This window comes from Pseudomonas sp. Marseille-Q1929 (assembly GCF_017316265.1).
In the GTDB taxonomy this organism is placed as follows: domain Bacteria; phylum Pseudomonadota; class Gammaproteobacteria; order Pseudomonadales; family Pseudomonadaceae; genus Aquipseudomonas.
Map to the genome: position 1 here is coordinate 405,686 of NZ_JAFLWU010000001.1, position 26,931 is coordinate 432,616.

Below are 26,931 nucleotides of genomic sequence, written 5' to 3' on the forward strand. Positions count from 1 at the left end.
CAGCCCACTTGCCTCATGCTTGCATCAACTCCCTCAGGATTGGCTGGCGAATACGCGTCACCTCGTCCCTGAATGCCTGATAGTAGCCGGTAGTGCTGGCCGTCATATCAAGCAATCGGCTGCCAGTCGCCTGTGATTGCGGCTGCGCCGAAGGAGCGGGACTTGGCGGCACAGACTCGGTATCCGAACCTGGCGATGCCGCTTTGGCTCTTGCCTCTATTGCACGCCCGAAATTGGTCGTTCTCAATGCAAATCGGCTGACACCCCAGGCTTTGCTGAACGTCGTAATGCCCTGTTTATCCGTGAACTTATAGCTCAAGCCCACCATACGCTTGCCGGCGGCTTGCAGACCGCTGCCGATCGGCGTGTCAAAAAAACCGGCGTACCGTTCAAACCCCTTGGTGGCCCCGGCCTTGATGGCGGCAGTGTAGGCCAGGCTTGCCGACGTATAGGCACCCACAAAGCTGACCGTCCACGAAGCAATCGAGAACCCCAAGGACGCCCACCCCAGGTTGCGGATATGGTGCGAACGGTCCCATCCCATCATTTGGTCGACGGCGCCAATGCCCAACGCTGCGGTACTCAACGTGCCTCCGACAACCCCCAATGCCGAGGCGGTAAAGAGCGCCGCCTTTGAGGCCACTACCATCGCCGCCGTCGTGGCGGCGGCGGTCGCCGTTGCGGCGGCGCCACCCGATGCAGTAGCCAGGGCTGCCGCAGTCGCGGCGGTCGTGTAGGCAGCAGCAGCCGCCACCAACCCTGGAGCCGCCAACCCCGCCGTCACGATTGCCAACACCAGCGCCGTGCCTGTCAAAACCCACCTGAGCCAACTCGGCCACAAGCCGCTTGGATCCGTCATGTTGACCGGATTACACGCGCCGTAGGCGTAGCTATTGATGCCCCCCTCGTCAATCGGGCCCAACGGGTCAACCTGTAAAAACACCAGCAAGTCTGCATCGAAGGCCCGCTGGCCATTGCCCAGGAAATAGAGGTTGCTCGCCGCATCCAGTCGCAGGCCATTGAACGCGGGCACTTGCAGGTCCGCCATGGTGCGGGCCTTACCGTCATGGGGTACCACCTGGGCATCGCCATAAGGCGTGTAGTGGCGCCGCACCTGGGTTTGGCCTAGCGCCGAAATACCGCGCACGCTTCCCGATGCATCATTGGTATGCAGTTGTGGCCCGTCCACTCCACCGCTGCGGGCCAAGACCTGATCCCCTCCATCGGTAAAGCGGATCTTTTTATCCCCTTCAACCAAACAATCGAGGCGGTCGTTCATGTACATCAGCTTCACGGGTGGCTCATTGCCCCGGAAGGCGAGCGCCTGGCGCGACTCGGCATCGTACTGATAACGGTATTGGTGGGTGCTGGTGCGAACTTCGGTCAGTTGTTCAAAATCATTGTAAATATAGGCCTGTCCAGCGGTACCGACCTGCAAGTTGCCCGATGCGTCGTAAGTCAGCGTGACATCCTGCGCCGGAAGGGTGTGGGTGAGTCGGGTCAGTTGCGTAGGGTCTGTCCCGGTGAAAAAACGATCGCAGGTATCTTGTTCACCACTGACAAAGGTCGTGAGCACCCGCGTAATGTTATTGAGGTTGTCAAAGCTGAAGTCTTGCCCGGCGATGCCACGGCCCAACCGGTCCTGAGGGTGTTCAGCACCATCACAACGATAAGTCTTGAGCCGATGGTAGGCATCGTAGGTAAATGTTTCACCGGTCACCACCTGTGCGCTGGCGTCCCGAAGAATCCGGGTCTGCAAAAGACTGTTGGCGTCATAGGTTTGCGTGATCACTTGTAACAACACACCGTTGTGCTCAAACCGGCGTTCGGCCTCTCGCCCGAGTGCGTCATAAGAGAGCCGGGTAACGACTCGGGTAGTGTCATACGCCGTCGTCAGGTTCTGCGGGCGGCCACGCGTGTCGTAGGTCTGTTCAACCACCATGACGCCGGTGGTCATCCTCAAGAATCGGCCGCTGGCATCGTATTCGATTGCGCTGACCTGATTATCGGCGGCTGTCTGGCTCAGCAGACGCCCACCCGGGGAATAGGTATAGAGGGCTGTCAACGATGTGCCGTTGGCGGTTTGCGTTTCTTTCGCAAGATAACCGTTCACATCGTGCAGATATTCGTGAATCAGGCCGTTGGCCTCCGAGCGCGTCAATGCCCCGGCAATCGGATCATGCTGATAGGTGCTCACCCCAAGCCCTGTCATCTCGACCTTGGATTGCACGTCCAGCGCCTTGTCATAGGTCACTTGCTGGCGAGCGCCACGGGGAGACACCATCGCGATAGGGGACATCCACCCTGACTCGTATTCCCACGTCGACGCTTGCCCCGTCCCACGCAGCTGCTGGGTCATACGGCCCAGGCTGTCATAGGTACGCGCGCACAACTGTTTGTCGCCAATCAATAGTGCGCTGACCCTTTCATCACTGGTGCCCAGCGCGTATTCAAGGCTACGCAATCGTTGCGGGGTGCCATCTATGGGCGTTTGGAGAACGGTCAGCACTCGGTTGAAGTGATCGTAGGTCAAATCAGTCAGGGTCTTATTGACGTCCAGCACCGTCCGGCATCGACCCAGGCTGTCGTAGGTGCGCGACTCCAGTTCCACACTGACGTTGTTGGCGTCGAGGCGCTCCACCTTTACCGGCTGATTGTATTCATTGAAGGAGGTTTTCAGACGCTGACCGCCCTCAACGCCCTCGGTCCTGGCGTTGAGCTGTGGGTCGTACTCGTCGATCAACACACGACCATCAGCATTGTGGACGCTGCTGCTGTTGCCCCAGGGACTGTAGGCGTAAGTGCTTTTCAGCGAACGCACCCCGTCGGTCACATAATCAAAATTGACCCGTTCACTGCATTGCCCAAGCGCGTCATATGTCCATGTGCCGAGAGCCCGCTCCTGCCCGCCCGTGATCAGCTGGGCTTCAGAGACCTCACGGCCCAGGCCATCAAAATAGGTGATGACTTGGGTGCCTTGGGCATCCGTGGTGATCATATGCGCACCTCTGCCGTCGGCGGGAAAAGCGTAGGCATAGGTGCGACCCACCCACGTTTGGCCTGACGACACTTTTTCTGCTGTCAGCTTGCCACTGACATCGTATTCCAAGAACAAGGTAGAACCACCGTCCTGCGTCATTGACATCAACCGTCGACTGACCAGTGAGAGCATGCGCTTGGACTCAAGAACATGCCCCTCGCGCCCCCTTAAAGCACGGGTTTCAACCAGGTTTTCAGCCGTGACGACATAGCTGAAATCACTGGTCAACGACAGCCCGTCAAGGGTGCACGAGGTGGTTTTCAACCGCCCCGCCAGCTCGACTGGGGTGTCGTAGTAGGTGTACCCCTGGCTGAACGCGCCGATCTGACTGCACGACAGTTGCAAGACAAAGTAACTGCCGCCCGTCGGCGGAATACGGGTATGGGTGTAATCGGTGATTCGCTCGGGCGATGCGGCCCCCGTGGGGATGAGACGTTCTTGGCTCACATAACGTACAAATAACGCGTGAGGGTCTCCCGGGCATTGGCCGGTCACACCAGCGATGGGATAAAAGCTGCGCTCGATGCGAATGCCAGAAGCTTCAGTACGGCCCACCTCATTGCCGTAATCATCGGTGACGATATGCTCGATCACGTTCCTCGTCGGCGTGCCCGCCCGCTCATAGCGCTTGGTAATCGTTTTCGGCAGTTGGAAATTGGCGGGCTGGTCGTCAAACTGGCCTGCAACCATGTTGTAGGCCGTCAAGGTGGTCGTCACGGTGCCTTCGCGCAGGACCGATTCCTCTGTCTGCAAATGATATTTGTTGAACGTCACCTGGGTGGCCGTCAGCTCTCGGCCATTACCCGAGGCCGGATCAATACGGGTTTCTCTAACCCAGTAGAAGTAGTCGCCGCTCACATTCAACAGGTTGTCCACGCCCTCGCGGAACCCACCTGAAAACGGATAGCCGGTGAAGTTGCGGTCCGTACTGTAGGTGTAGGTTCGGGCCATTGCGGGTTGGTTGGCGGCGAGGGTATGTTCCCAAGCGATTACTCGGGGAATGTATTGACCGTTACCATAGGCATGCCCGTTTTCAGCATAACGAATCACCTGATCGCCCCCCATGGGTGACGTCAGCCGGTTGATTGCAATCAAGCCATTGCTGAAAGTGGGCGTGTAACCAAACGTGTAGCCCGCGCTGGCGGGCCCATCATTGCGATCGAATGGGACGCTGACCCGCGTTAGACGCCCACTGGTGTAGGTAAACAACATGCGCGCAAAGCGGCCACCCTCCACGCGTGCGTCAGCGGCAACGAGACGTCCGCCCACGTAGTTCAGCACCAACAGCTCTTGCTGCTGGGCGTTGAGGATACGTTCAAGCGCACCACCGGCGTCGTAGTGCCAGGTGTATTGCTCACCGTTCTCGAACAGGAGCGAAACGATCTGGTAGGGGCCGGTGCTGCCGTTGCGGCGCAGGACTTCGACACAGCCATCCTTGTAGATGACGTGAAGTGTGTTGGTATCTATACGCTTGACCACAAGATCTTTTAGTTTGCGATCCTTGATCACCAGCGTGCCCCCTACGGAGGGCAGGCTTTGGGTCTGATACTTATCCCCCGTGAGCAAGGTGAGCGTTAAAAGGCTGACGTCAAATTCGGTGTTGCTTAGCCTCCAGTGAGCGCCATAAGTCCCACCCACGGCTCCCAGCATCGCGAACGACAGGGTCACCGTTCGGCTCACCTCCAACGGCCCAGAGGGATAGAGCGTCGCCAGTTGAACCTGGCAGCCGAATTGCCCCGTACGCGTATCTACCTTGCCGGAAAAGTACGTTTCATAATTAAAAGCATTCGAATAAACATTCATATCCAAACCCTTCAATGAAAGAGTGACATCAGCACGTTCTAACCGCCTTAGTCTGTCAATTTCAAAGGCAAGGTGTGGTTATCGCCTTCAACGATTCGAAACTGGTGCATACACCCCAGGTTATCAATCAATCTCCAGTAGCCCTGACTTTGCCCATACTTATAAAGATCGAGCCACTCAACCACGACTGCGCGCATCACGGTAGGCAGCAGCGTAAACTCTATAGCGGGGTTTTTATCAAAATAGAGATTCCGTTGAACGTCCGACATCTGCAATGACGCCTCGGGTGTATTTTTCCCAATGGGCACGCCTCCTCTAAAGTAACCTAAAAATCCATAGAAGGAGGTATGAAAATTCGCGCCTTCATTCTCTACATTTAACGGCGCGGTCAGCCCCAAACTTTCCAGCATCACCAGACCCGCAGGTGGGTGCCAGTAATAGACGTGTATAGAGAGAGGAATAGTCTTATCCTCATAGGCGAAAATATCCCTGTACGCACCCAGTTCGCGCACGCTTAAACGGTAGGGCAACTGAGGCACAATCTCAACATATGAGTTAAATAAACTGTCGTCGCCTGAAAAATTGGTGGTATATATTTTTCCCCCGACGGTAATACGCGCCATAAAACGCCTGGTTTGAAGGGGTTGAGCTTCATTCAGTCGTAAATACCGTTTCAACACTTCAATAGGAGCGACACTGGCTCGTGGAACGTGCGCTTCAACAGTTGAAGACTCTTCCAATACGCCATCGCGAAAATGCTTGCGCAGGCCACAGTCATACGCGTTCTTGACTGTGTCGCAGGTCCACCCCGCGGGAAGGGTTGCACCGATATTCGTTGAATACTCAACCAGCGTAACACTCGCCTTCTCAGTCGCTGTCAGGGGCGTGATTCGCTTAATACCACCGAACGGATCCTCCACCTCCTTGGCCACCACAATATAAACTTCGCATTGATGACGACCGTTCGCGTATAACTCGTTGGTACTTACTTGGCCTTGAACTGTCTGAACCTTGAATTCAGCCAGGCGTATGCGCGATGTGTTCATGTCAAATGTCCTCCCATTGTCCTTCAACTGGTCAACCGAACCGGGTCGTAAGGCGTGTGGCTCAAACGAAAACGATGTTCACGTCCATAGTTATCTCTATAGATCAGATAATTACGAGGGCTGGAGGAGGTGTTGGGCATACCCGGGTATTGAAAATACACCGCACGCAAAATAGTTTGACGCTCGTTAAACTTGATCGTTGGATTCTGTGAGGCGTACACGCCGCGATGAACATCATTCATTGTCAGCGTGGCGCCCAACTGGTCCTTGCCGACTATCCCACCTGTTTTAATTTTAATGACATCAAAACCTATCGTCGCAGTTTGAAAGTGGAGACCTTCATTCGCGATGGCTACAGGGTTGCTTAAACCTATTGTCTCAACCAGCTTGATCGACACAGGTGGCGTCCAGTAAGTCACCATCGCAAGCAACTTAATACTGTCATCCTTATAAGCCGCATTGTCATAATGCGCTACCAGATCAAAAATGCGAAGTGCATAAGCTCGCACCGGGCGCAGCGTAATTGAAGAATCAAATATCTTGCTACCCTCCGCAAAGTTGGTGGTGTAAGTCTTGCCACCCAGGGTAATGCATGCCATAAACCTCTGCGTTTCAATAACACCCGGGTTGACGCGCAGAAATCGATCTATTACTTCAAGTTGCGTAGAAGCATGACCATGGCGGTGTTCATCCACGACCTCAGGCGCCAGTGTATGTCGAACACCGATATCGTATTTATTTTTGTCTGTATCACAGAACCACCCGGCGGGTAATTTTGCCAGAGGATCTAGTGAGTGCGCCGTTAAGGTCGCACTGGCACGTTCACTCTCGGTCAACTTACCCAGTTGCCAAGAGCCACCATCCAAACGCACTTCGGCAACAACCTCAATTAAAACCTTGCACTGGCTATTTCCACTTGCGAATACCGCCGCCATTGAGTCCTGACCCGCTGCAAGCTTGACTTCGAAGCTCACCAAACGAATTTCCCTTTCGGGTTCTGCCTGATCCCTGACCTTCAACGTATCACCCGACGCATACAAATGATAAATATTTATCGTTCCAAAATTGTCCTGAACTCTCCATGCACTGTTCGTATCCGCAGCAGCAGATGCTATTACACCCGACACTTTAAAGGCCGTCATTCCCGCCCTATCAATCGGCAAGACAGGATTCGGCTCGCCTAACTGGAAACCTTTTTGGATATCGTTCATGTACAGTGGACTTGCAAGTGCCTTTACAACTGTCCCGCCTTTGATTCGCTGCAAGGGCATGCCCGGCACTGTATGCAAAAATGAAGTATTGAAATAATCGCCTTCATTGAACACCTTTACAGGGTTTTCAAATCCATGGTTAGCCACAAAAAAAATTGTGCTGAGCCCCGTGGGTATCCAAACATACCGATCAATAACCACCGCATCTTTATTGAAGACGTTGCGCGTTACTTGGACTCTTAGATGCGCAACAGGGATTTGCCATGCGGGTGAGGGGGTCACAGATATCGAGGACGCCACCCCCTCACCAACGTGATGCGTTGTCAGTGTTTCCCCCTCGATAATGACCTTGGCAAAAAACACAACCGTGTCCATCGATGCACTGGCATCAACCCGTAAATAACGTTTGATACTCGACACTCGACCATCGTTATCAAAAACTTCCGACGTTTTCTTCTTCTTGCCCAATGGTTGACCGGGGAGGTATAACCCAACAGTGAATTTGTTTTTTTGGGTATCGCAACTCCACCCAGGTGGTAATCCCGAACCGTCTTCTGCGGTGAGGGCCATTACCGAAACGCTGGCACGCTCACGAGCGGTCAAGGGTTCATGACGCCAAACACCCGCGTCATCTGCAACTTCCTTGAGCACGTCAATTACAATGGGGAACTGATGCGCATTGTTGTTATAGAGACCAATGGGACGTAGTCCGTCGTCCACCTGCCGTATTCTTAAATGAGCAAGCCTGACTCGCTTCCGTGGACTGGCCATATCACTCTCCCGGTCGTCATTACCCACAAATGACTTACTTGTCTCGGCACAATCCACCATCCGCACGATTCAGAAAGCCTTAGGTGATAACCCTACTGTCGAGACAAGAGAGCAACAACTGTGAAAGTTGACAGGTCTTAAGAACGATCTGCTATGGCCCCACCGTCACTTAGTCCAACAAATACGCACAGTCTGACCACTGATGTCATACCTTCCACCTGTTTGCGGCTGCATGATCACTGTCCCGCCCTTCCACCCAACGCGAGCCTTCACTGGTGTGCTCTTTCTTCCAGAACGGCGCCCGCGTCTTCAAGTAGTCCATCACAAAGGCACAGGCGTCAAACGCCGCCTGGCGATGGGCACTGGCCGCCGCGACAAACACAATCGGCTCTCCCGGCTCCAAGGCGCCGATGCGGTGCAGCACTTCCAGCTTGAGCAACGGCCAACGCTGCTCAGCTTCCACGGCGATCTTGGCCAGGGCTTTTTCGGTCATGCCGGGGTAGTGTTCCAGGAACATGCCCGACACGTCGCGGCCGTCATTGAAGTCGCGCACGTAGCCGACAAAACTCACCACCGCGCCCACGCCCACATTGGCCGCATGCATCGCATTCACTTCTGCACCCGGATCAAACGCCTGGGCCTGCACACGAATGGCCATGATCAGCCTCCGGTCACGGGTGGGAAGAACGCCACTTCATCACCCGCCTGCACCGGCTCATCGAGGCCGCACAACTCTTCGTTGCGCGCGCACATCAGGCTGGTTTCGTTGAGTACGGCAAACTCCGGGTCACTGGCCAGCGCGAGACGCACGGCATCGACGGTGGCGAAATCACCTTCCACCTCCAGCGAGTCAAAACCCACCGCTTCGGCGTAGCGTGCGAAAAACAATACGTTGATGCTCATGCCTGGTCCGCCTTGAAATGCCCGCTCTTGCCGCCCAGCTTTTCCAGCAGGCGAATACTTTCGATGGTCATGCCGCGGTCCACGGCCTTGCACATGTCGTAGATGGTCAATGCCGCGACACTGGCGGCGGTGAGGGCTTCCATCTCCACGCCGGTCTGGCCGGAGAGTTTGCAGCGCGCCAGGATGTGCACCGAGTCTGCGCCATCGGCGCTCAGTTCGATCTTGACGCCCGTCAACATCAACGGGTGGCACAGGGGGATTAAGTCGCTGGTTTTTTTCGCCGCCTGGATCCCGGCGATGCGGGCCACGGCAAACACGTCACCTTTGGGGTGGGCACCGTCGACAATCATTTGCAGGGTCTCGGGCAGCATGCGCACCCGGGCTTCGGCTACGGCTTCACGGAACGTCACGGACTTGTCGGTGACGTCGACCATGTGGGCGCGACCTTGGGAATCGAGATGAGTCAGCACAGGGATACTCCTGATCAGGAGCATCGATTGTAAACCTTACACACAATAAATGTGGGCACTGCCTTGTGTGGGAGCTGGCTTGCCTGCGATGCAGGCACCTCGGTGGATCAGGGAAACCGAGGTGATGCTATCGCAGGCAAGCCAGCTCCCACAAAAAGCCAGCTCCCACATTGATTACAGGTGAGATTCTGCGTATTCAGCCAGAATCGAGCGTGGCACCCCTTGCAGCGCAATATGCACGCCGTTCGGGAAGTCCTTGAAGCGTTCCGTCAGGTACGTCAGCCCGGAGCTGGTCGCGGACAGGTAAGGGGTGTCGATCTGCGCCAGGTTGCCCAGGCACACCACTTTGGAACCGGCGCCGGCACGGGTGATGATGGTTTTCATCTGGTGCGGCGTAAGGTTCTGGCATTCATCGATCAAGATCAGGCTTTGCTGGAAGCTGCGGCCCCGGATGTAGTTGAGGGATTTGAACTGCAACGGCACTTTGCTGAGGATGTAGTCGACGCTGCCATGGGTGTTTTCGTCATCCATGTGCAAGGCTTCGAGGTTGTCGGTGATCGCCCCCAGCCACGGCTCCATTTTTTCCGCCTCGGTGCCGGGCAGGAAGCCGATTTCCTGGTCCAGGCCCTGCACGCTGCGGGTGGCGATGATGCGGCGATAGCGCTTGGTCACCATGGTCTGCTCGATGGCGGCAGCCAGGGCGAGGATGGTCTTGCCGGAACCGGCGGCGCCCGTCAGGTTGACCAGGTGGATGTCCGGGTCGAGCAGTGCGTACAGCGCCAGGCTCTGGTAGATGTCACGCGGTTTCAGGCCCCAGGCTTCCTGGTGCAACAGGGGTTCCTGATGCAGGTCGAGGATCAGCAGCTTGTCGACCTGGATCTCTTTGATCCAGCCCACGAAGCCCTGTTCATCGACGATGAATTCATTGATATGCACAGCCGGCAGGTTTTCGATCAGTTGCACCTGGTGCCAGGTGCGGCCATGGTCCTGGCGGGTTTCGACCTTGCTGACGCGGTCCCAGAACGACCCCGTGATCATGTGATAGCCACGGGACAGCATCGACACGTCATCGACCAGTTGGTCGGTGCTGTAGTCCTCGGCCGCGATCCCACACGCACGGGCCTTGAGGCGCATATTGATGTCTTTGGTCACCAGCACCACGCGCAGGTCCTTGTCACGCGCGTGCAGGTCGATCAATTGGTTGATGATCTTGTTGTCGTTGAGATTTTCCGGCAGCAGGCTGTTGGGCTCGCTGCGCTTGCTCATCAGGATCGACAGCAAACCCTTGGGCCCGCTTTTGCCACGCTGGATCGGTACGCCGACTTCAACGTCCTCCGGCGACGCTTCGCCCAGGGTCTTGTCGATCAGGCGGATCGCCTGGCGGCATTCGGCGGCAACGCTGTGGTGCCCGCTTTTGAGTTTGTCGAGTTCCTCAAGCACGATCATCGGGATGGCGACGTGGTGTTCTTCGAAGTTGAGCAGTGCGTTTGGATCGTGGATCAATACGTTGGTATCAAGCACATAAAGGATTGGCTGGTCGGAAGAAGGGGTGCGTCCATGATCATCCATACTCGGTCACCTTTTGTGGGAGCCAGTCGACGCAATACCTGGGCGGTGCTGCGCCTCGATTCGACCACCGAATGCACCTGAGGGACGTCAAGTGCATGCCCACATGAGGAGTCTGGAAAGACGCCACCTGTGTTGCAGGTTTCGGCGATCTGATTTCGTAATACCGCAAAACGTGTGACAGGAAAAAGCACTTTGACGCTTTTTTGAAGTTTATTTTTCAGGATGACGAATAGCACTAGCCGAGTGCCATGCACCCCGTTAAAGTCGGAAGTCCGCCTGCATCGATTTGTCGCACAAAATCACCGCAAAAATGCCCCGAACCCAACAGGGCCGGGCACTTCAACGAAATGCCTCGCGGCAGTCCTGCCAACCCAAGCCACTCTGTGCCGTCGCCTGCAGCAACTGCGGCAATGCGACCCGCGCCTTGTCCTGGGTGTCGTGAAACACAATCACGCCTTTGCGCCACAGCAACATCAGCGTCAGCACCCGCTGCGCCGACTCATCGGCCTTGAGCTTGCCCGGTTCGTCCTGGGAATCGATGTCCCACAACGCCACCTGCAAGCCCTGGGACTGGAAGAAACCCTGGCTGTCGGCGCGACGCTGGCCGTACGGTGGGCGGAACAGCGGTACATAGTTCTCCGGCATCAGGTTCTGCGCCAGCGAAGCGCTGCGGGTGATCGAGCTTTGCCAATCGACCCAGTGGCTATGGGAGCGGTACTGCCAACCCTGGGTGCCCACGCACTGGCCTTGGTACAACGCCTGCACATCGGCGGCGGAGCTGCGCTCCACCCGTGTTTGCAGGCTGCTGCCGAGGACAAAGAAGGTCGCGTTCATCTTTTGCTTGCGCAGGTAGTCGGCGAGCCAGTCGGTATTACCACTGACCGGCGCTGGGCCACCGTCAAATGTCAGCAGGAACAGGCGGTCGTTGAATTCATCGCCATTGCGCTCATGGTCGCCGAAACGCGCGATTTCGCTGCTGATCTGCGGGAACAGCGCAGCCTTGCGCAGCAGTTCATCCAGATAGCGCTCGTGAAAGGCATGGCTGGGGGCCGCCCAACCTATATAGAAAGAATTTTCGCTGACCTCGAACTTGCCGGCCTGCTCGCGCAAGTCGTCCATGTTTTCCACCAGGTAGCAGAACGAGGCGTCCTCCTCGCAGCTCTGCTGGGCGAAGGTGTAGTTCTCCAGCATGCGCTGCCAGAGTTGCCGGCGCAGGTCATCGATGGCTGCCAGGTTGACGATCTTCAACCCCAGGCGCTGCTTGAGGGCGGTTTCATCCTGGGCTTCGCTGGCCAGCAGACTGTGGGCGAACATGAGGATTTCTGCGCGCGAGGCCACGTCGAACAGCGCTGGGCTGCTGAGTTTTTCGGGCCAGGTGCCACGGTCCAGGCTGGCCACATCTGCCGGGGCGGCCTGGACATTCAGGCATAGCAGGCATGCCGATAATAAAAGCGCTATTCGCACGCAGGGTCTTCCTCTCCAGAGTTACCGGCCATCATAACGGATCGTGCCTATCGCCATCATAGGTGGAGTCAAACCGCCCAACCCCCTAGAATCCCCGCACGATTTAAGGAGACGACTTCATGCTGACGGTGATTTCCCCCGCCAAGACCCTCGATTTCGAGACCGCGCCTGCCACCGAGCGCTTTACCCAGCCGCAGTACCTGGACCATTCCCAGGTACTGATCGAGCAACTGCGCGAACTCAGCCCGGCGCAGATCAGCGAGCTGATGCACGTCTCCGACAAGATCGGCGGCCTCAACGCTGCGCGCTTCGGCAGCTGGACCCCGGCGTTCACCCCGGTCAACGCCAAGCAGGCGCTGCTGGCGTTCAAGGGCGACGTATACACCGGCCTGAATGCCCAGACCTTCAGCGACGCCGACTTCAGCTACGCCCAGGACCACCTGCGCATGCTCTCGGGCCTCTACGGCCTGCTGCGCCCCCTGGACCTGATGATGCCGTACCGCCTGGAGATGGGCACCAAGCTGGCCAACGCCCGTGGCAAGGACCTCTACGCCTTCTGGGGCACGCGCATCAGCGAATGGCTGAACGAGGCCCTGGCCGAGCAAGGTGACGACGTGCTGCTGAACCTGGCGTCCAACGAGTACTTCTCGGCGGTCAAGCGCACGGCCCTGAATGCGCGGATCATCAACACCGAGTTCAAGGACCTGAAGAACGGCCAGTACAAGATCATCAGCTTCTACGCCAAGAAGGCCCGGGGCATGATGAGCCGTTTTGTGATTGAAGAGCGCATCAACGACCCGGCCAGGCTGAAAGAATTCGATGTGCAGGGTTATCGCTTCAATGCGGAGCAGTCCAAGCCGGACAAGCTGGTGTTTTTGCGCGATCACGCACCGGAATAAAGCTCTCCAGAACACAGATGTTCAAATGTGGGAGCTGGCTTGCCTGCGATAGCGGTGTATCAGTAGTAGAAGTGCTGACTGACCCACCGCTATCGCAGGCAAGCCAGCTCCCACATTTTTTATTGCATTCCACTACCAGAATCGCCATTTATTTGACGTCAAAAAACATTTTGACGTACTCCTAACAATTCTTTCACTCGACATTCGTCATTTTTTTTCGTAGTGGCACCACTTTTTTCAAACACTAGTGGCACAAAACTATCCCCGCGTACCAACTCCCCATAACTACTGGCCCAAATCGCAAGTGCTATCAATATAGTACCAGTGCCATCTTTACTAATATTTCAAGAAATTTCCGGAAACAGGATGAGCGGGCTGGAACTTCGTCAAAATGGGCGGCTCATACCACCGGTAACGAAATTCTCTGTTTCTGTAGGAGATAACTTACACAGCGATCCAAGGAAGTAGCAAAGTTGCCCCATCAACTTTGACTCATGGGTCACATCATCAACTGATATGAGTTGAGGGCAGCGATAAGGATTAATTGCTCACCCCTATAGGCCAAGGCAGCGCTTACCCAAATGTGTCAGTGATGACACCCAAGGTATTGATATTTAAGGGCTTAACGCCTCTATCAAGACCCTGCGGCACTGGCGCCGGGCCCTTCCCCCAGGAAGGCCGGCTGCATTTGAGGGCAAGCCCCAATAACAAGGCCAAGTTGCGCACAACTTGAGTGCAATAGTTAGTCACTCGTTATTCAACATGCCTGTACGCGGTAAGTCGGCGTCTATTCGCCCAACTTTCGTGGCATCAGTGACGCTTGCAAACATGAACTCCGGCCAATTATTGGCATGAATATTAAAGAGGTAAATGCGATGCGCATCAGCATATTTGGTCTCGGTTACGTTGGCGCAGTCTGTGCCGGCTGCCTGTCTGCCCGTGGCCACGAAGTGGTCGGCGTAGACATCTCCAAGGACAAGATCGACCTGATCAATGCAGGCAAATCGCCGATCGTTGAACCAGGTCTGGGTGAACTGTTGAGCCAGGGTATTGCAACCGGCCGACTGCGCGGCACCACCAACTTCGCCGACGCCATTCGCGATACCGACCTGTCGATGATCTGCGTCGGTACGCCGAGCAAGAAAAACGGCGACCTGGAACTCGACTACATCGAAGCCGTGTGCCGCGAGATCGGTTTTGTCCTGCGTGACAAGTCCACCCGCCACACTGTCGTGGTGCGCAGCACCGTGCTGCCCGGCACCGTGGCCAACGTGGTGATCCCGATCCTCGAAGACTGCTCCGGCAAGAAAGCCGGCGTCGACTTCGGCGTCGCGGTCAACCCGGAATTCCTGCGTGAATCCACCGCCATCGCCGACTACGACCTGCCACCGATGACGGTCATCGGTGAATTCGACAAAGCCTCCGGCGATGTCCTGCAGTCGCTGTACGAAGAACTCGACGCGCCGATCATCCGCAAGGACATCGCCGTCGCCGAAATGATCAAGTACACCTGCAACGTGTGGCACGCCACCAAGGTCACCTTCGCCAACGAAATCGGCAACATTGCCAAGGCCGTCGGCGTCGATGGCCGTGAAGTGATGGAAGTGGTGTGCCAGGACAAGACCCTCAACCTGTCCCAGTACTACATGCGCCCAGGCTTCGCCTTCGGCGGTTCGTGCCTGCCCAAAGACGTGCGCGCCCTCACCTACCGCGCCAGTTCCCTGGACGTGGAAGCGCCGCTGCTCAACTCGCTGATGCGCAGTAACGAGTCCCAGGTGCAAAACGCCTTTGACATCGTCAACAGCCACGACAAGCGCAAAGTCGCCTTGCTGGGCCTGAGCTTCAAGGCCGGCACCGACGACCTGCGTGAAAGCCCGCTGGTCGAGCTGGCCGAAATGCTGATCGGCAAGGGTTTCGACCTGAGCATCTACGACAGCAACGTCGAGTACGCCCGTGTCCACGGCGCGAACAAGGACTACATCGAAGGCAAGATCCCCCATGTGTCGTCCCTGCTCAACTCGGACTTCGATGAGGTGATCAACAACTCCGACGTGATCATCCTCGGCAACCGTGACGAGAAATTCCGCGCTCTGGCGCAGAACGCCCCGCACGGCAAGCAAGTGATCGACCTGGTGGGCTTCATGTCCAAGGCCACCTGCACCACCGGTCGCACCGAAGGCATTTGCTGGTAACAGCAACGGCAAGTTCCCGGCGGCGCGCGTTTCCATCCCCAGCGTGCGCCGCCTGGAGCCTTCATCACCTTCGGATGACGCTTATGTCCAAGTTAAAACATGTACTGCTGCAATCTGCCGGCTGGCTGTTCTTTCTCAGCCTGCTGATGGGACTCGCCCTGCTGTTGCCGGCGAGTACGTTCGACTCGGAGTCGAAGAATTTTATTTTCCTGATTGGCGCCGTCGGCATCTGGCGCTACTCGATGGGTGCTACGCATTTCTTTCGCGGCATGCTGTTCCTGTACGTGGTCTACCCGCACCTGCGCCGTAAAGTGCGCAAGCTGGGCAAGGCCGCCGACCCGTCCCATGTGTTCCTGATGGTCACCAGTTTCCGTATCGATGCGCTGACCACCGCGCAGGTCTACAGCTCGGTGATCCGCGAAGCCATCGAATGCGGCTTCCCCACCACCGTGGTCTGCTCGCTGGTGGAAATGTCCGATGAGCTGCTGGTGAAAAGCCTCTGGGAACGCATGAACCCGCCAGAGCATGTGAAGCTCGACTTCGTGCGCATCGCCGGTACCGGCAAGCGCGACGGCCTGGCCTTCGGCTTCCGTGCGATTTCCCGCCACTTGCCGGATGACCGCGCCGTGGTTGCGGTGATCGATGGTGACACCGTGCTCGCCGAAGGCGTGGTGCGCAAGACCGTGCCGTGGTTCCAGCTGTTCGGCAATGTCGGTGGCCTGACCACCAACGAATTCTGTGAAGTACGCGGCGGCTACATCATGAGCGAGTGGCACAAACTGCGCTTCGCCCAACGCCACATCAACATGTGCTCCATGGCCCTGTCCAAGCGCGTGCTGACCATGACCGGGCGCATGTCGGTATTCCGCGCCAGCGTGGTCACCAACCCGGACTTCATCGCCGACGTGGAAAGCGACTCGCTGCAACACTGGCGCCTGGGCCGCTTCAAGTTCCTGACCGGCGACGACAAGTCCAGCTGGTTCAGCCTGATGCGCCTGGGCTACGACACCTTCTACGTGCCGGATGCCGCGATCAACACCGTGGAACACCCGCCGGAAAAGAGCTTTATCAAGGCCAGCCGCAAGCTGATGTTCCGCTGGTACGGCAACAACCTGCGCCAGAACTCCCGCGCCCTCGGCCTGGGTGTACGCCGCCTGGGCCTGTTCACCAGCGTGGTGCTGTTCGACCAGCGCGTGTCGATGTGGACCTCCCTGCTCGGCCTGACCGTGGCGATCATCGCCACCTTCAAATACGGCGGCGCCTTCATCCTCGCGTACCTGCTGTGGATCGGCATCACCCGCCTGATCCTGACCCTGTTGCTGTCGTGCTCCGGCCACAAGATCGGCCCGGCGTACCCGGTGATTCTCTATTACAACCAGATCATGGGCGCGCTGGTGAAGATCTACGTGTTCTTCCGCCTTGATCAACAGTCCTGGACCCGCCAGGACACCAAACTGACCCGCGATTTGGCCAGCTTTCAACGTTGGTTCAACACCTGGTCGTCTCGGACCATGACCTTCTCCGCCGGCAGCATTTTCGTCGCCGTGTTGCTGATGATGGTCTGACCCAGCCAAGCCTGAATTAACTAGGAACTACACACCATGAATAGCCAAGCAAACGTCAACGTTGTCCACGAATCCGAAGCCCAGCGCCAACATGCGCGGGTCAAAATCCCGGCCAAGCTGCGCTTCTTCGGCAATGACGGCAAACCCACCGAAGCGCGGGTGATCGACCTGTCTGCCGGCGGCCTGGCGTTCACCGCCACCCAGCCGCTGAATGTCGGCGAAGTGCACAAGGGCCGCCTGCAATTCGTGATCGATAACCTTGGCCTGGCGATGGACGTGGAGCTGCAAATCCGCTCCCACGACCGCCAGAGCGGCCGCACCGGTTGCCAGTTCCAGAACCTGGAGCAGCAGGATATTTCCACCCTGCGCCACCTGATCACTTCGCACTTGTCCGGTGACATCGTGTCCATGGGCGAAGTATTGGCGACCCTGCAACGCGACAACTTCACCAAGGCGCGCAAGGTCAAGGACAGCGGCAGCGGCATGACTGCATTCGGTCGCCTGCGTGCCGTGGTGTTCAGCGCCGGCATCTTCATCGTCGGCCTCGCCGCGTTTGGTTTCGTCTTCAAGTCGGTGTACGGCATGTACTTCGTCAGCCACGCCCAGGCCGGCTTGGTTAGCGTGCCCGGCATGAACGTGACCATGCCCCGCGACGGCACCGTGCAGAGCCTGCTCAAAGGCGACGGGGTTGCCGCCAAAGGCGCGCCGCTGGCGACCTTCAGCACCAGCATGCTGGATGTGCTCAAGGGCCACCTGGACGAAGACCAACTGCAACCGGCCAAGGTTGAAGAGCTGTTCGGCAAGCAAATGACCGGCACCCTGACCTCGCCCTGCGATTGCGTGGTCGCCCAGCAAATGGTCGCCGACGGCCAGTACGCCAACAAAGGCGACGTGATCTTCCAACTGGTGCCGCGCGGCAGCCAGGCCAATGTGGAAGCGCGCTTCACCTATCGCCAGTTCGCCGACGTGCGTCCAGGCACCCAGGTGAGCTTCCAGGTCGCCGACGAAGAACAGACCCGCACCGGCACCATCGTCAGCAGCACCAGCCTGAACAGCGCCGACCTGTCCTCCGACATCCGCGTGCAGATCAAGCCTGATGCGCCGCTGGACAGCACCTACGCCGGCCGCCCGGTGGAAGTGACCAGCGACCGCGGCCCGTCGCTGAACTGGCTGATCGACAAAGCCATGGCCCACGGTCTGTAAGCAGAGGACATGCCTGTGAACCCTATTTCAACAACAACACCGGCCAATGTGGGAGCCGGGCTTGCCCGCGATGGCGGTGGTGAGTTCAACACCGCCATCGCAGCGATGCGGCGACCCGACAAGCCAGCTCCCACACAGAGCAGAGCGCACCTCGCTTCGGCCTACTGCGCGCTGGCACTGGCAATCTCTTTGACCGGTTGCGCCGGCCTGCCCGACCAACGCCTGGCCAACGAAGCCCTGAAACGCGGCGACACCGTCACCGCCCAGCAGAACTACCAGCAACTGGCCGACCTGGGTTACAGCGAGGCCCAAGTCGGCCTGGCGGATATCCAGGTGGGCACCCGCGACCCGGCGCAGATCAAACAGGCCGAAGCCACCTACCGCGCAGCCGCCGATACCTCGCCGCGCGCCCAGGCCCGTCTCGGTCGCCTGCTGGTGGCCAAGCCCGGCAGCACCGAAGCCGAACACCGCGAAGCTGAAGGCCTGTTGAAAAAAGCCTTTGCCAATGGCGAAGGCAACACCCTGATCCCGCTGGCGATGCTGTACCTGCAATACCCCCACAGTTTCCCGGACGTAAATGCCCAGCAACAGATCAGTAAATGGCAAGCCTCCGGTTACCCGGAAGCCGGCCTGGCCCAGGTGCTGCTGTATCGCACCCAAGGCACCTACGACCAGCATCTCGATGATGTAGAGCGCATCTGCAAAGCCGCGCTGAACACCACCGACATCTGCTACGTCGAGCTGGCCACGGTCTACCAGAAACAAGCCGCGCCCGAGAAACAGGCCGAGCTGCTCAAGCAGATGGAAGCCGGCTACAGCCGTGGCAGCGTCACCGCCCAGCGTGTCGACAGCGTCGCCCGTGTACTCGGCGATGCCAGCCTCGGCACCCCGGACGAAAAAACCGCCCAGGCTTTGCTTGAAAAAATCGCCCCCGGCTACCCGGCGTCCTGGGTCAGCCTGGCGCAACTGCTCTACGACTTCCCTGAACTGGGCGATGTGGAGCAGATGATGAAGTACCTGGAAAACGGCCGCGCCGCCGACCAGCCGCGCGCCGAGCTGTTGCTGGGCAAGCTCTACTACGAAGGCAAGTGGGTGCCGGCCGACGCCAAGGCTGCCGAAGCGCATTTCCAGAAAGCCCAGGGCAAGGAAGTCGCCGCCGATTACTACCTCGGCCAGATCTACCGCCGTGGCTACCTCGGCCAGGTCTACTCGCAAAAGGCCCTGGACCACCTGCTGACCGCTGCGCGCAACGGCCAGAACAGTGCCGACTTCGCCATCGCCCAATTGTTTTCCCAAGGCAAGGGCACCAAGCCCGACCCATTGAACGCCTATGTCTTCAGCCAGTTGGCCAAAGCCCAGGACACACCGGAAGCCAACGACCTGGCCACGCAACTTGAAGCCCCGCTGACAGCGGAGCAACGCGCCCAAGGCCAACGCCTGGTGCAACAAGAGCTGGCCACCCGCGGCACCCTGGCCCAGAGCACGTTGCAACTGCACGCCCTGGAAGAAGACGACGGCGAGGAATCCCTATGAAGCTCAACCCATTCGTCAAGGCTGGCATCGGCCTGACCTTCGCCCTGCTGTGGTCGTGCCCGACCCTGGCCGCACTCACCGAAGCGAAGAACTTCGGCCTCGAAGTGAAAATCACCGGCCAGTCCGAAGACGACCGCGACCTCGGCACGCAGAAAGGCGGCGACGTCAACGGTATCGGCCTCGACGTGCGCCCGTGGGTCTACGGCGAAAACGGTGCGTGGAGCGCCTACGCCATGGGCCAGGCGGTGGCCTCCAGCGACATCATCGAGACCGACACCCTGCAACAGTCGGCCGATGACGAGAACCAGCAGACCAGCAACAACGACCGCAAGACCAAGAAAAACTACTTGGCCCTGCGCGAGTTCTGGGTCGGCTACAGCGGCTTCACGCCCTACCCTGGCGAGATCCTCAAGCTCGGTCGCCAACGCCTGCGCAATGACGACGGCCAGTGGCGCGACACCAATATCGAAGCGCTGAACTGGACCTTCGACACCACCTTGCTCAAGGCCAATATGGGCGTCGCCGAACGCTTCAGCGAATACCGCACCGACCTCAAAGAACTGGCGCCCGTCGACAAAGACCGCCAGCACCTCTACGCCGACGCCGCCTACCAGTGGACGCCGGGCCAGTGGATCGGCCTGCGCGGTCACCACACCCATGACAATGGCAAGCTCGACTACCCACAACCGGGCGTGGCCACCGACTCGCTGGACAAGCGCGAGAACGGCGACCTGACCTGGCTCGGCATCGAAGCCAACAGCGACGCCTATAACTGGCGCAACACCAACACCGTCAACTACTGGGCCAGCATCACCGGCATGCGCGGCGACCGCGACAAGGTCAACGCCTTGCAGGCCGACGGTTCCAGCCCCGCCCAAGCCAAGCGCAGCGACGACTTGAGCGGCTGGGCCACCGACATCGGTATCCGCCTGCGCCTCGACCCGCAGTGGCAAGTCGGCGCCGCCTACTCCCGCGCAAGCGCCGAGTACGAGCAGAACGGCCTGCAAAGCAACCGCTCGAACTGGACCGGCACCCAATCCCGCGTACACCGCTTCGGCGAAGCGTTTCGCGGCGAGATGAACAATATGCAGTCCATGAGCCTGTTTGGTTCGTGGCAGTTGCGTGAGGACTACGACGCAAGCCTCGTCTACCACAAGTTCTGGCGCGTGGACGGCAACAAACCGGTAGGCAGCAACGGTATCGATGCGGTGCAGAACAACACCGACGACGTGACCGGCGCGATTGTCTCCAGCACGTCCCTGCCGCTGGCAGACGGCAAGAAAGACCTCGGCCAAGAGATGGACCTGGTGGTCACCAAGTACTTCAAGAAAGGCCTGTTGCCAGCCGCCCTCAGCCAGTCCATCGACGAACCGTCGGCCCTGGTGCGCTTCCGCGCCGGCGTGTTCAAGCCGGGCGACGCCTATGGCAGCCAAGTCGATTCCTACATGCACCGCGCGTTTGTTGATGTGGTGTGGAAATTCTGATGGGAGCCTGCGCGATGAAACCTCATACGTTGCTGGTCGCCGCGATGCTGATGGCCAACGCCACAGCCTTCGCCGACACCTCGCAGCCGGTCAAGGCGCCGACCATCGCCAAAGGGCTGCAACAGGCCAAGACCTACACCATTTCCAGCCCGCCGACGGCGCCGCTGGAAATGGCCAAGCCGGCCTTGCCTGACCTGTCGGGCTACACCGCGGCGGCGATGGAAAAGAAGATCGTGCGCAGCAAACAGGGCAAGGCCAGCATTCGCCGCATGATGCAGGAAGACGCCCTCAAGGACTTTATCGGCGGTGACAACAAGATGGCCGAATGGGTGGTGCGCCAACACGGCATTCCCCAGGCGATCTTTGTCGACGACGGCTACATGAACCTCAAGGACTTGCTGGGCAAAGTGCCCAAGCAGTACTTCAGCGAAACGTCGCCCGGTGTGTTCCTGGTCAAGCTGCCGATTGTGGTCGGGCGCAAGGGCATCCTCGACATCGACGGCAAGACCCAGGAGTTGCGCCTGTCCCAGGAAGCCGGTTCGTTCCTGATCAACGACGGCCAACTGTTTGTGCGTGATACGAAGGTCACCGGCTGGAGCGAAAAGGCCAACGGCCCGGCGCTGTTCAAGTCGCCCAAGGAGTTCCGCCCGTTCCTGCTGGCCTGGGGCGGCACCGAGACCTATATCTCCAAGACCAAGATGGCCAGCTTTGGCTACGCCAACAGTAAGTCGTACGGGGTGAGTATTTCCCAGTACACGCCGAACATGGCCAAGGTGCTCAAGCGTTCCGAGCCGACCGGCTGGATCATCGACTCCGAGTTCTCGGACATGTGGTACGGCTTCTACTGCTACGAGACCGAAGGCTTTGTGATCAAGGGCAACACCTACAAAGACAACATCGTCTACGGCATCGACCCCCACGATCGTTCCCACGGCCTGATCATCGCCGACAACACGGTCTACGGGACGAAGAAGAAGCACGGCATCATCATTTCCCGGGAAGTGAACGACAGCTTCATCTTCAACAACCGCAGCTACGACAACAAACTCTCGGGCCTGGTGCTCGACCGTAACAGCGTCAACAACATCGTGGCCGACAACGAGTTCTACCGTAACCACACCGACGGCATCACCCTCTATGAGAGCGGTGACAACCTGCTGTGGGGCAACAAGGTGATCGCCAACCGTCGCCACGGTATCCGCGTGCGCAACAGCGTGAACATCAAGCTGTACGAAAACACCTCGATGGCCAACGGCCTGACCGGCCTCTACGGCCACATCAAGGACCTGACCGACACCGACCGCGACATCGCCCTCGACCCGTTTGACGCGAAAGTCTCGCTGATCGTGGTCGGCGGTGAACTCGCGGGCAACGGCAGCGGGCCGCTGTCCATCGACTCACCATTGAGCGTGGAGTTGTACCGCGTGTCGATGCTGGCGCCGACCAAATCCAGCGGCATCAGCTTCAACGGTGTGCTGGGTGATCGCCAGGAAGAGATTCTCGACCTGCTGGTGCGCCAGCAGAAAGCCGTGCTGATCGACCCTGTCGAACGCCAGACCGAAATGCAGGACTGAGGATGACCCTTATGCACCCACACATGATCAAACTGCTGAGCCTCTCGGGTCTGACCCTCGGCCTGCTCGCGGCCAGCCAAGGCGTACGCGCCGATGAAGTACAGGCGCCAAGCTTCAGCGCCGAACCGTGCTGCAGCCTGTGCCCCGCCGCCCACGACGCGAAGAACTACACCACGCGCTACCAGCAGAACTTCACCACCCTGGTGCAAGCCCAGGGCGACTGGCTGTTCCGTACCCAGGAAGACCTGCGCACCGAATTCGACACCACCCCCGCCGGCTACAAACGCATGCAGCAACTGCACGATGCGTTCAAGGCCAAGGGCGTGGAACTGGTGGTGGTCTACCAGCCGACCCGTGGCCTGGTGAACCGCAACAAGCTCAACCCTGAAGAGAAAGCCAAGTTCGATTTCGACAAGGCCCTGGGCAACTACAAGACCATGCTCGGCCGTTTCGCCAAGATGGGCTACGTGGTGCCGGACCTGTCGCCGTTGACCAATGAGCAATTGCCGGATGAGCTGCCGGCCCACGATTTCTACTTCCGTGGCGACCAGCACTGGACGCCATACGGCGCCCAGCGCACGGCAAAAATCGTCGGCGCCAAAGTGCGGGCCATGCCCGAGTTCGCCGATATTCCCAAGCGCGAATTCGAGACCACGCGCTCCGGGCGCATGGGCAAGACCGGCACCCTGCACAACATGGCCGGGCAACTGTGCGGCACCAGCTACGCGATCCAGTACATGGACCAGTTCACCACCGAGCCCAAGGGCGAAGCGGGCGACGGCGACCTGTTCGGCGATTCGGGCAACCCGCAGATCACCCTGGTGGGCACGAGCCACAGCGGCAAGAACTACAACTTTGCCGGCTTCCTGGAACAGGAAATCGGTGCCGACATCCTCAACGTCGCCTTCCCCGGCGGTGGCCTGGAAGGCTCGATGATCCAGTACCTGGGCAGCGATGAATTCCAGAAGAGCCCGCCAAAGATTCTGATCTGGGAATTCTCGCCGCTGTACCGCCTGGACCAGGAGACCATCTACCGCCAGATGATGTCGCTGCTGGACAACGGCTGCGAAGGCAAGCCGGCACAGATGAGCGCCAGCACTTCTTTGAAGCCGGGCAAGAACGAATTGATGGTCAACAGTTCGAACAAAGACCTGCGTAACGCCAATCACCAGGTTGATATCCGCTTCGCCGACCCGTCGGTGAAAACCCTGCAAGCCACCCTCTGGTACATGAACGGGCGCCACGAGGACATCAAGATCGACAAACCCGAGACATCCGATACAGACGGGCGTTTCGCCTTTGAACTGCGCACCGATGAAGACTGGGCCGCGCAGAACTTGCTCGCCGTGGAAGTACAGGGTCCAGAAAAGGGCGCGCAGAAGGTTGAAGCGAAAATTTGCACACACAACGTATTCCCTGCCGGTGGTCAACAGACCGCCTCAGCCGGGCAATGAGGTTACCTATGCAGAAGTTATTGATCCCCACGTTGCTGGGCTTGGCGATGTTCGCAGGCTCAGTCAACGCCGCCGCGCCACTGCGTCCGCCCCAGGGTTATTTCGCCCCGGTGGAAGCATTCAAGACCGGCGACTTCAAGAATGACTGCGACGCCATGCCGGCGCCGTACACCGGCTCGCTGCAATTTCGCAGCAAGTACGAAGGTTCGGACAAGGCTCGCGCCACCCTGAACACCCAGTCGGAAAAAGCCTTCCGCGACAGCACCGCCGATATCACCAAGCTGGAAAAAGACACCAGCAAACGTGTGATGCAGTTCATGCGCGACGGGCGCCCGGAGCAGCTGGAATGCACCTTGAACTGGCTTACCAGCTGGGCCAAGGCCGATGCGTTGATGTCCAAGGACTTCAACCACACCGGCAAGTCCATGCGCAAATGGGCGCTGGGCAGCATGGCCTCGGCCTATGTGCGCTTGAAGTTTTCCGACTCGCACCCGCTGGCCAACCACCAGCAGGAATCCCAGTTGATCGAGGCGTGGTTCAACAAACTCGCCGATCAAGTGGTCAGCGACTGGGACAACCTGCCGCTGGAAAAAACCAACAACCATTCCTACTGGGCCGCGTGGTCGGTGATGGCGACGTCCATCGCCACAAACCGTCGCGACCTGTTTGATTGGGCGGTGAAGGAATACAAGGTCGGCGTGAATCAGGTCGATGACCAGGGCTTTTTGCCGAATGAATTGAAGCGCCAGCAACGCGCCCTGTCGTACCACAACTACGCCCTGCCGCCGCTGTCGATGATCGCCAGTTTTGCCTTGGTCAATGGTGTGGATCTGCGCCAGGAAAACAACAGCGCGCTCAAGCGCCTGGGTGAAAAAGTCCTGGCCGGGGTGAAAGACCCGGACATCTTCGAGCAGAAGAATGGCAAGGAACAGGACATGAAGGACCTCAAGGAAGACATGAAATATGCCTGGCTTGAACCCTTCTGCAACCTCTACACCTGCGCCCCGGAGGTGATTGAGCGCAAGCACGGCATGCAGCCGTTCAAGACGTTCCGCCTGGGGGGTGACCTGACCAAGGTCTACGACCCGGCGCATGAAAAAGGCAACAAAGGTAGCTGATTACACAGCTTCCGGTTGGACTCGGTCCAATGTGGGAGCTGGCTTGCCTGCGATAGCGGTCTGACATTCAGCATTGATGTCGACTGACACACAGCCATCGCAGGCAAGCCAGCTCCCACACTGAATGCGTACACCCCTCCAGATTCGCCGGGGGGGTTTGGGGGGGCTGCGGCCCTTGACTGTTGGTTAAACATGGAGAGATCGGGATGGTTTTCTCGTCCAATGTGTTCCTGTTTCTGTTCTTGCCGATCTTCCTCGGCTTGTACTACTTGAGCGGGCAACGCTATCGCAACCTGCTGCTGCTGATTGCCAGCTATGTGTTCTACGCCTGGTGGCGAGTGGACTTCCTGGCGCTGTTCGCCGCCGTCACGCTGTGGAACTACTGGATCGGCCTCAAAGTCGGTGCAGCGGGTGTGCGCACCAAGCCGGCCCAGCGCTGGCTGCTGCTCGGCGTGGCCGTCGACCTGTGCATCCTCGGCTACTTCAAGTACGCCAACTTCGGCGTCGACAGCATCAACCTGATGATGAAGTCGGCGGGCCTGGAGCCGTTTATCCTCACCCACGTGCTGTTGCCGATCGGGATCTCGTTCTACATCTTCGAGTCCATCAGCTACATCATCGACGTGTATCGCGGCGACACCCCGGCCACGCGCAACCTCATCGACTTTGCGGCGTTCGTGGCGATCTTCCCGCACCTGATTGCCGGCCCAGTGCTGCGTTTTCGCGACCTGGCAGACCAGTTCAACAACCGCACCCACACCCTCGACAAGTTCTCCGAGGGCTGCACGCGGTTCATGCAGGGCTTCATCAAGAAGGTCTTCATTGCCGACACCCTGGCGGTGGTGGCCGACCATTGCTTCGCCCTGCAAAACCCGACCACGGGCGATGCCTGGCTCGGCGCGCTGGCCTACACCGCGCAGCTGTACTTCGACTTCTCCGGCTACAGCGACATGGCCATCGGCCTGGGCTTGATGATGGGTTTCCGCTTCATGGAAAACTTCAAGCAGCCGTACATCAGCCAGTCGATCACCGAGTTCTGGCGGCGCTGGCACATCAGCCTGTCCACCTGGCTGCGTGACTACCTGTACATCACGCTGGGCGGCAACCGAAAAGGCACGCTGACCACCTACCGCAACCTGTTCCTGACCATGCTCCTCGGTGGCCTGTGGCACGGTGCGAACATCACTTACATCCTGTGGGGTGCGTGGCACGGCATGTGGCTGGCGATTGAAAAAGCCATTGGCCTGAACACCTCGCCGCGCAGCTTCAACCCGGTGCGTTGGGCCTTCACCTTCCTGCTGGTGGTGGTCGGCTGGGTGATCTTCCGCGCCGAGAACCTGCACGTCGCCGGCCGCATGTATGGCGCGATGTTCAGCTTCAACGAGTGGTCGCTGTCGGAACTCAACCGCGCCAGCCTCACCGGCCTGCAAGTGGCAACCCTGGTGGTGGCGTACGCAACGCTGGCGTTCTTCGGCCTGCGCGATTTCTACCGCGACCATCCGGCCACGCCGAACCCGGTGCGTACCGTTCCTGGTTATGCGATGCGCGCCTGTGTGCTGCTGCTGTTCGCGGCGTCGATCCTGAAACTGTCGGCGCAGAGTTTCTCGCCGTTCCTTTACTTCCAATTCTGAG

The 26,931-nt window shown here is 58.6% G+C and carries 18 protein-coding genes; 10 read left to right on the forward strand and 8 right to left on the reverse strand.

What is annotated here, in order from left to right; all coding sequences use genetic code 11:
• Window positions 1-13 precede the first annotated feature (13 nt).
• From J1G37_RS01870 to J1G37_RS01905, 8 genes are all read right to left on the reverse strand, one after another.
• Window positions 14-4,843, reverse strand: coding sequence for an RHS repeat-associated core domain-containing protein (locus J1G37_RS01870; RefSeq protein ID WP_207039988.1), 4,830 nt, complete (start codon window positions 4,841-4,843; stop codon window positions 14-16).
• A gap of 47 nt (window positions 4,844-4,890) precedes the next feature.
• A complete protein-coding gene (locus J1G37_RS01875; protein WP_207039989.1) occupies window positions 4,891-5,889 on the reverse strand; it encodes a hypothetical protein in 999 nt (332 codons plus the stop codon).
• A gap of 23 nt (window positions 5,890-5,912) precedes the next feature.
• Window positions 5,913-7,871: a hypothetical protein gene (locus tag J1G37_RS01880; RefSeq protein ID WP_207039990.1), complete on the reverse strand. Its 1,959-nt coding sequence runs from the start codon at window positions 7,869-7,871 to the stop codon at window positions 5,913-5,915.
• A 205-nt stretch (window positions 7,872-8,076) separates the two neighbouring features.
• Entirely contained in the window at window positions 8,077-8,529 is a 453-nt protein-coding gene (moaE, locus tag J1G37_RS01885; RefSeq protein WP_207039991.1) for a molybdopterin synthase catalytic subunit MoaE, read from the reverse strand.
• A gap of 2 nt (window positions 8,530-8,531) precedes the next feature.
• Entirely contained in the window at window positions 8,532-8,774 is a 243-nt protein-coding gene (gene moaD, locus J1G37_RS01890) for a molybdopterin converting factor subunit 1 (RefSeq protein ID WP_049709886.1), read from the reverse strand.
• The gene (gene moaC, locus J1G37_RS01895; RefSeq protein ID WP_207039992.1) at window positions 8,771-9,244 is read right to left on the reverse strand and encodes a cyclic pyranopterin monophosphate synthase MoaC; all 474 of its coding nucleotides are present in this window, start codon (window positions 9,242-9,244) and stop codon (window positions 8,771-8,773) included. The genes moaD and moaC overlap by 4 nt, the downstream gene beginning before the upstream one ends.
• Before the next feature lie 174 nt (window positions 9,245-9,418).
• Window positions 9,419-10,813 (reverse strand): PhoH family protein, encoded by a 1,395-nt coding sequence (locus J1G37_RS01900; RefSeq protein ID WP_207039993.1) that lies wholly within the window; start codon window positions 10,811-10,813, stop codon window positions 9,419-9,421.
• A 339-nt stretch (window positions 10,814-11,152) separates the two neighbouring features.
• A complete protein-coding gene (locus J1G37_RS01905; RefSeq protein WP_207039994.1) occupies window positions 11,153-12,277 on the reverse strand; it encodes a polysaccharide deacetylase family protein in 1,125 nt (374 codons plus the stop codon).
• A 119-nt stretch (window positions 12,278-12,396) separates the two neighbouring features.
• Here J1G37_RS01905 and yaaA point away from each other — a divergent pair, with 119 nt between their 5' ends.
• From yaaA to J1G37_RS01955, 10 genes are all read left to right on the forward strand, one after another.
• The gene (gene yaaA, locus J1G37_RS01910; RefSeq protein WP_207039995.1) at window positions 12,397-13,176 is read left to right on the forward strand and encodes a peroxide stress protein YaaA; all 780 of its coding nucleotides are present in this window, start codon (window positions 12,397-12,399) and stop codon (window positions 13,174-13,176) included.
• A gap of 875 nt (window positions 13,177-14,051) precedes the next feature.
• Window positions 14,052-15,368 (forward strand): nucleotide sugar dehydrogenase, encoded by a 1,317-nt coding sequence (locus J1G37_RS01915; RefSeq protein WP_207039996.1) that lies wholly within the window; start codon window positions 14,052-14,054, stop codon window positions 15,366-15,368.
• A gap of 83 nt (window positions 15,369-15,451) precedes the next feature.
• A complete protein-coding gene (alg8, locus tag J1G37_RS01920; RefSeq protein WP_207039997.1) occupies window positions 15,452-16,933 on the forward strand; it encodes a mannuronan synthase in 1,482 nt (493 codons plus the stop codon).
• 36 nt (window positions 16,934-16,969) lie between these two features.
• Window positions 16,970-18,136 carry an alginate biosynthesis protein Alg44 gene (locus J1G37_RS01925; protein WP_207039998.1) on the forward strand — a complete coding sequence of 389 codons (1,167 nt, stop codon included), beginning with the start codon at window positions 16,970-16,972 and terminating at the stop codon, window positions 18,134-18,136.
• 105 nt (window positions 18,137-18,241) lie between these two features.
• On the forward strand, window positions 18,242-19,669 hold the full coding sequence (gene algK, locus J1G37_RS01930; protein WP_207040203.1) for an alginate biosynthesis TPR repeat lipoprotein AlgK: 1,428 nt from the start codon (window positions 18,242-18,244) through the stop codon (window positions 19,667-19,669).
• On the forward strand, window positions 19,666-21,153 hold the full coding sequence (locus J1G37_RS01935; protein ID WP_207039999.1) for an alginate export family protein: 1,488 nt from the start codon (window positions 19,666-19,668) through the stop codon (window positions 21,151-21,153). Before algK ends, J1G37_RS01935 begins: the two co-directional genes overlap by 4 nt.
• Window positions 21,153-22,727: a mannuronan 5-epimerase AlgG gene (gene algG / locus J1G37_RS01940; protein WP_207040000.1), complete on the forward strand. Its 1,575-nt coding sequence runs from the start codon at window positions 21,153-21,155 to the stop codon at window positions 22,725-22,727. Before J1G37_RS01935 ends, algG begins: the two co-directional genes overlap by 1 nt.
• Before the next feature lie 11 nt (window positions 22,728-22,738).
• Window positions 22,739-24,181, forward strand: a complete 1,443-nt coding sequence (locus J1G37_RS01945; protein WP_207040001.1) for an alginate O-acetyltransferase — start codon at window positions 22,739-22,741, stop codon at window positions 24,179-24,181.
• An 8-nt stretch (window positions 24,182-24,189) separates the two neighbouring features.
• Window positions 24,190-25,299 (forward strand): mannuronate-specific alginate lyase, encoded by a 1,110-nt coding sequence (locus tag J1G37_RS01950; RefSeq protein WP_207040002.1) that lies wholly within the window; start codon window positions 24,190-24,192, stop codon window positions 25,297-25,299.
• A 206-nt stretch (window positions 25,300-25,505) separates the two neighbouring features.
• On the forward strand, window positions 25,506-26,930 hold the full coding sequence (locus J1G37_RS01955; RefSeq protein WP_207040003.1) for an MBOAT family protein: 1,425 nt from the start codon (window positions 25,506-25,508) through the stop codon (window positions 26,928-26,930).
• Window position 26,931 lies beyond the last annotated feature (1 nt).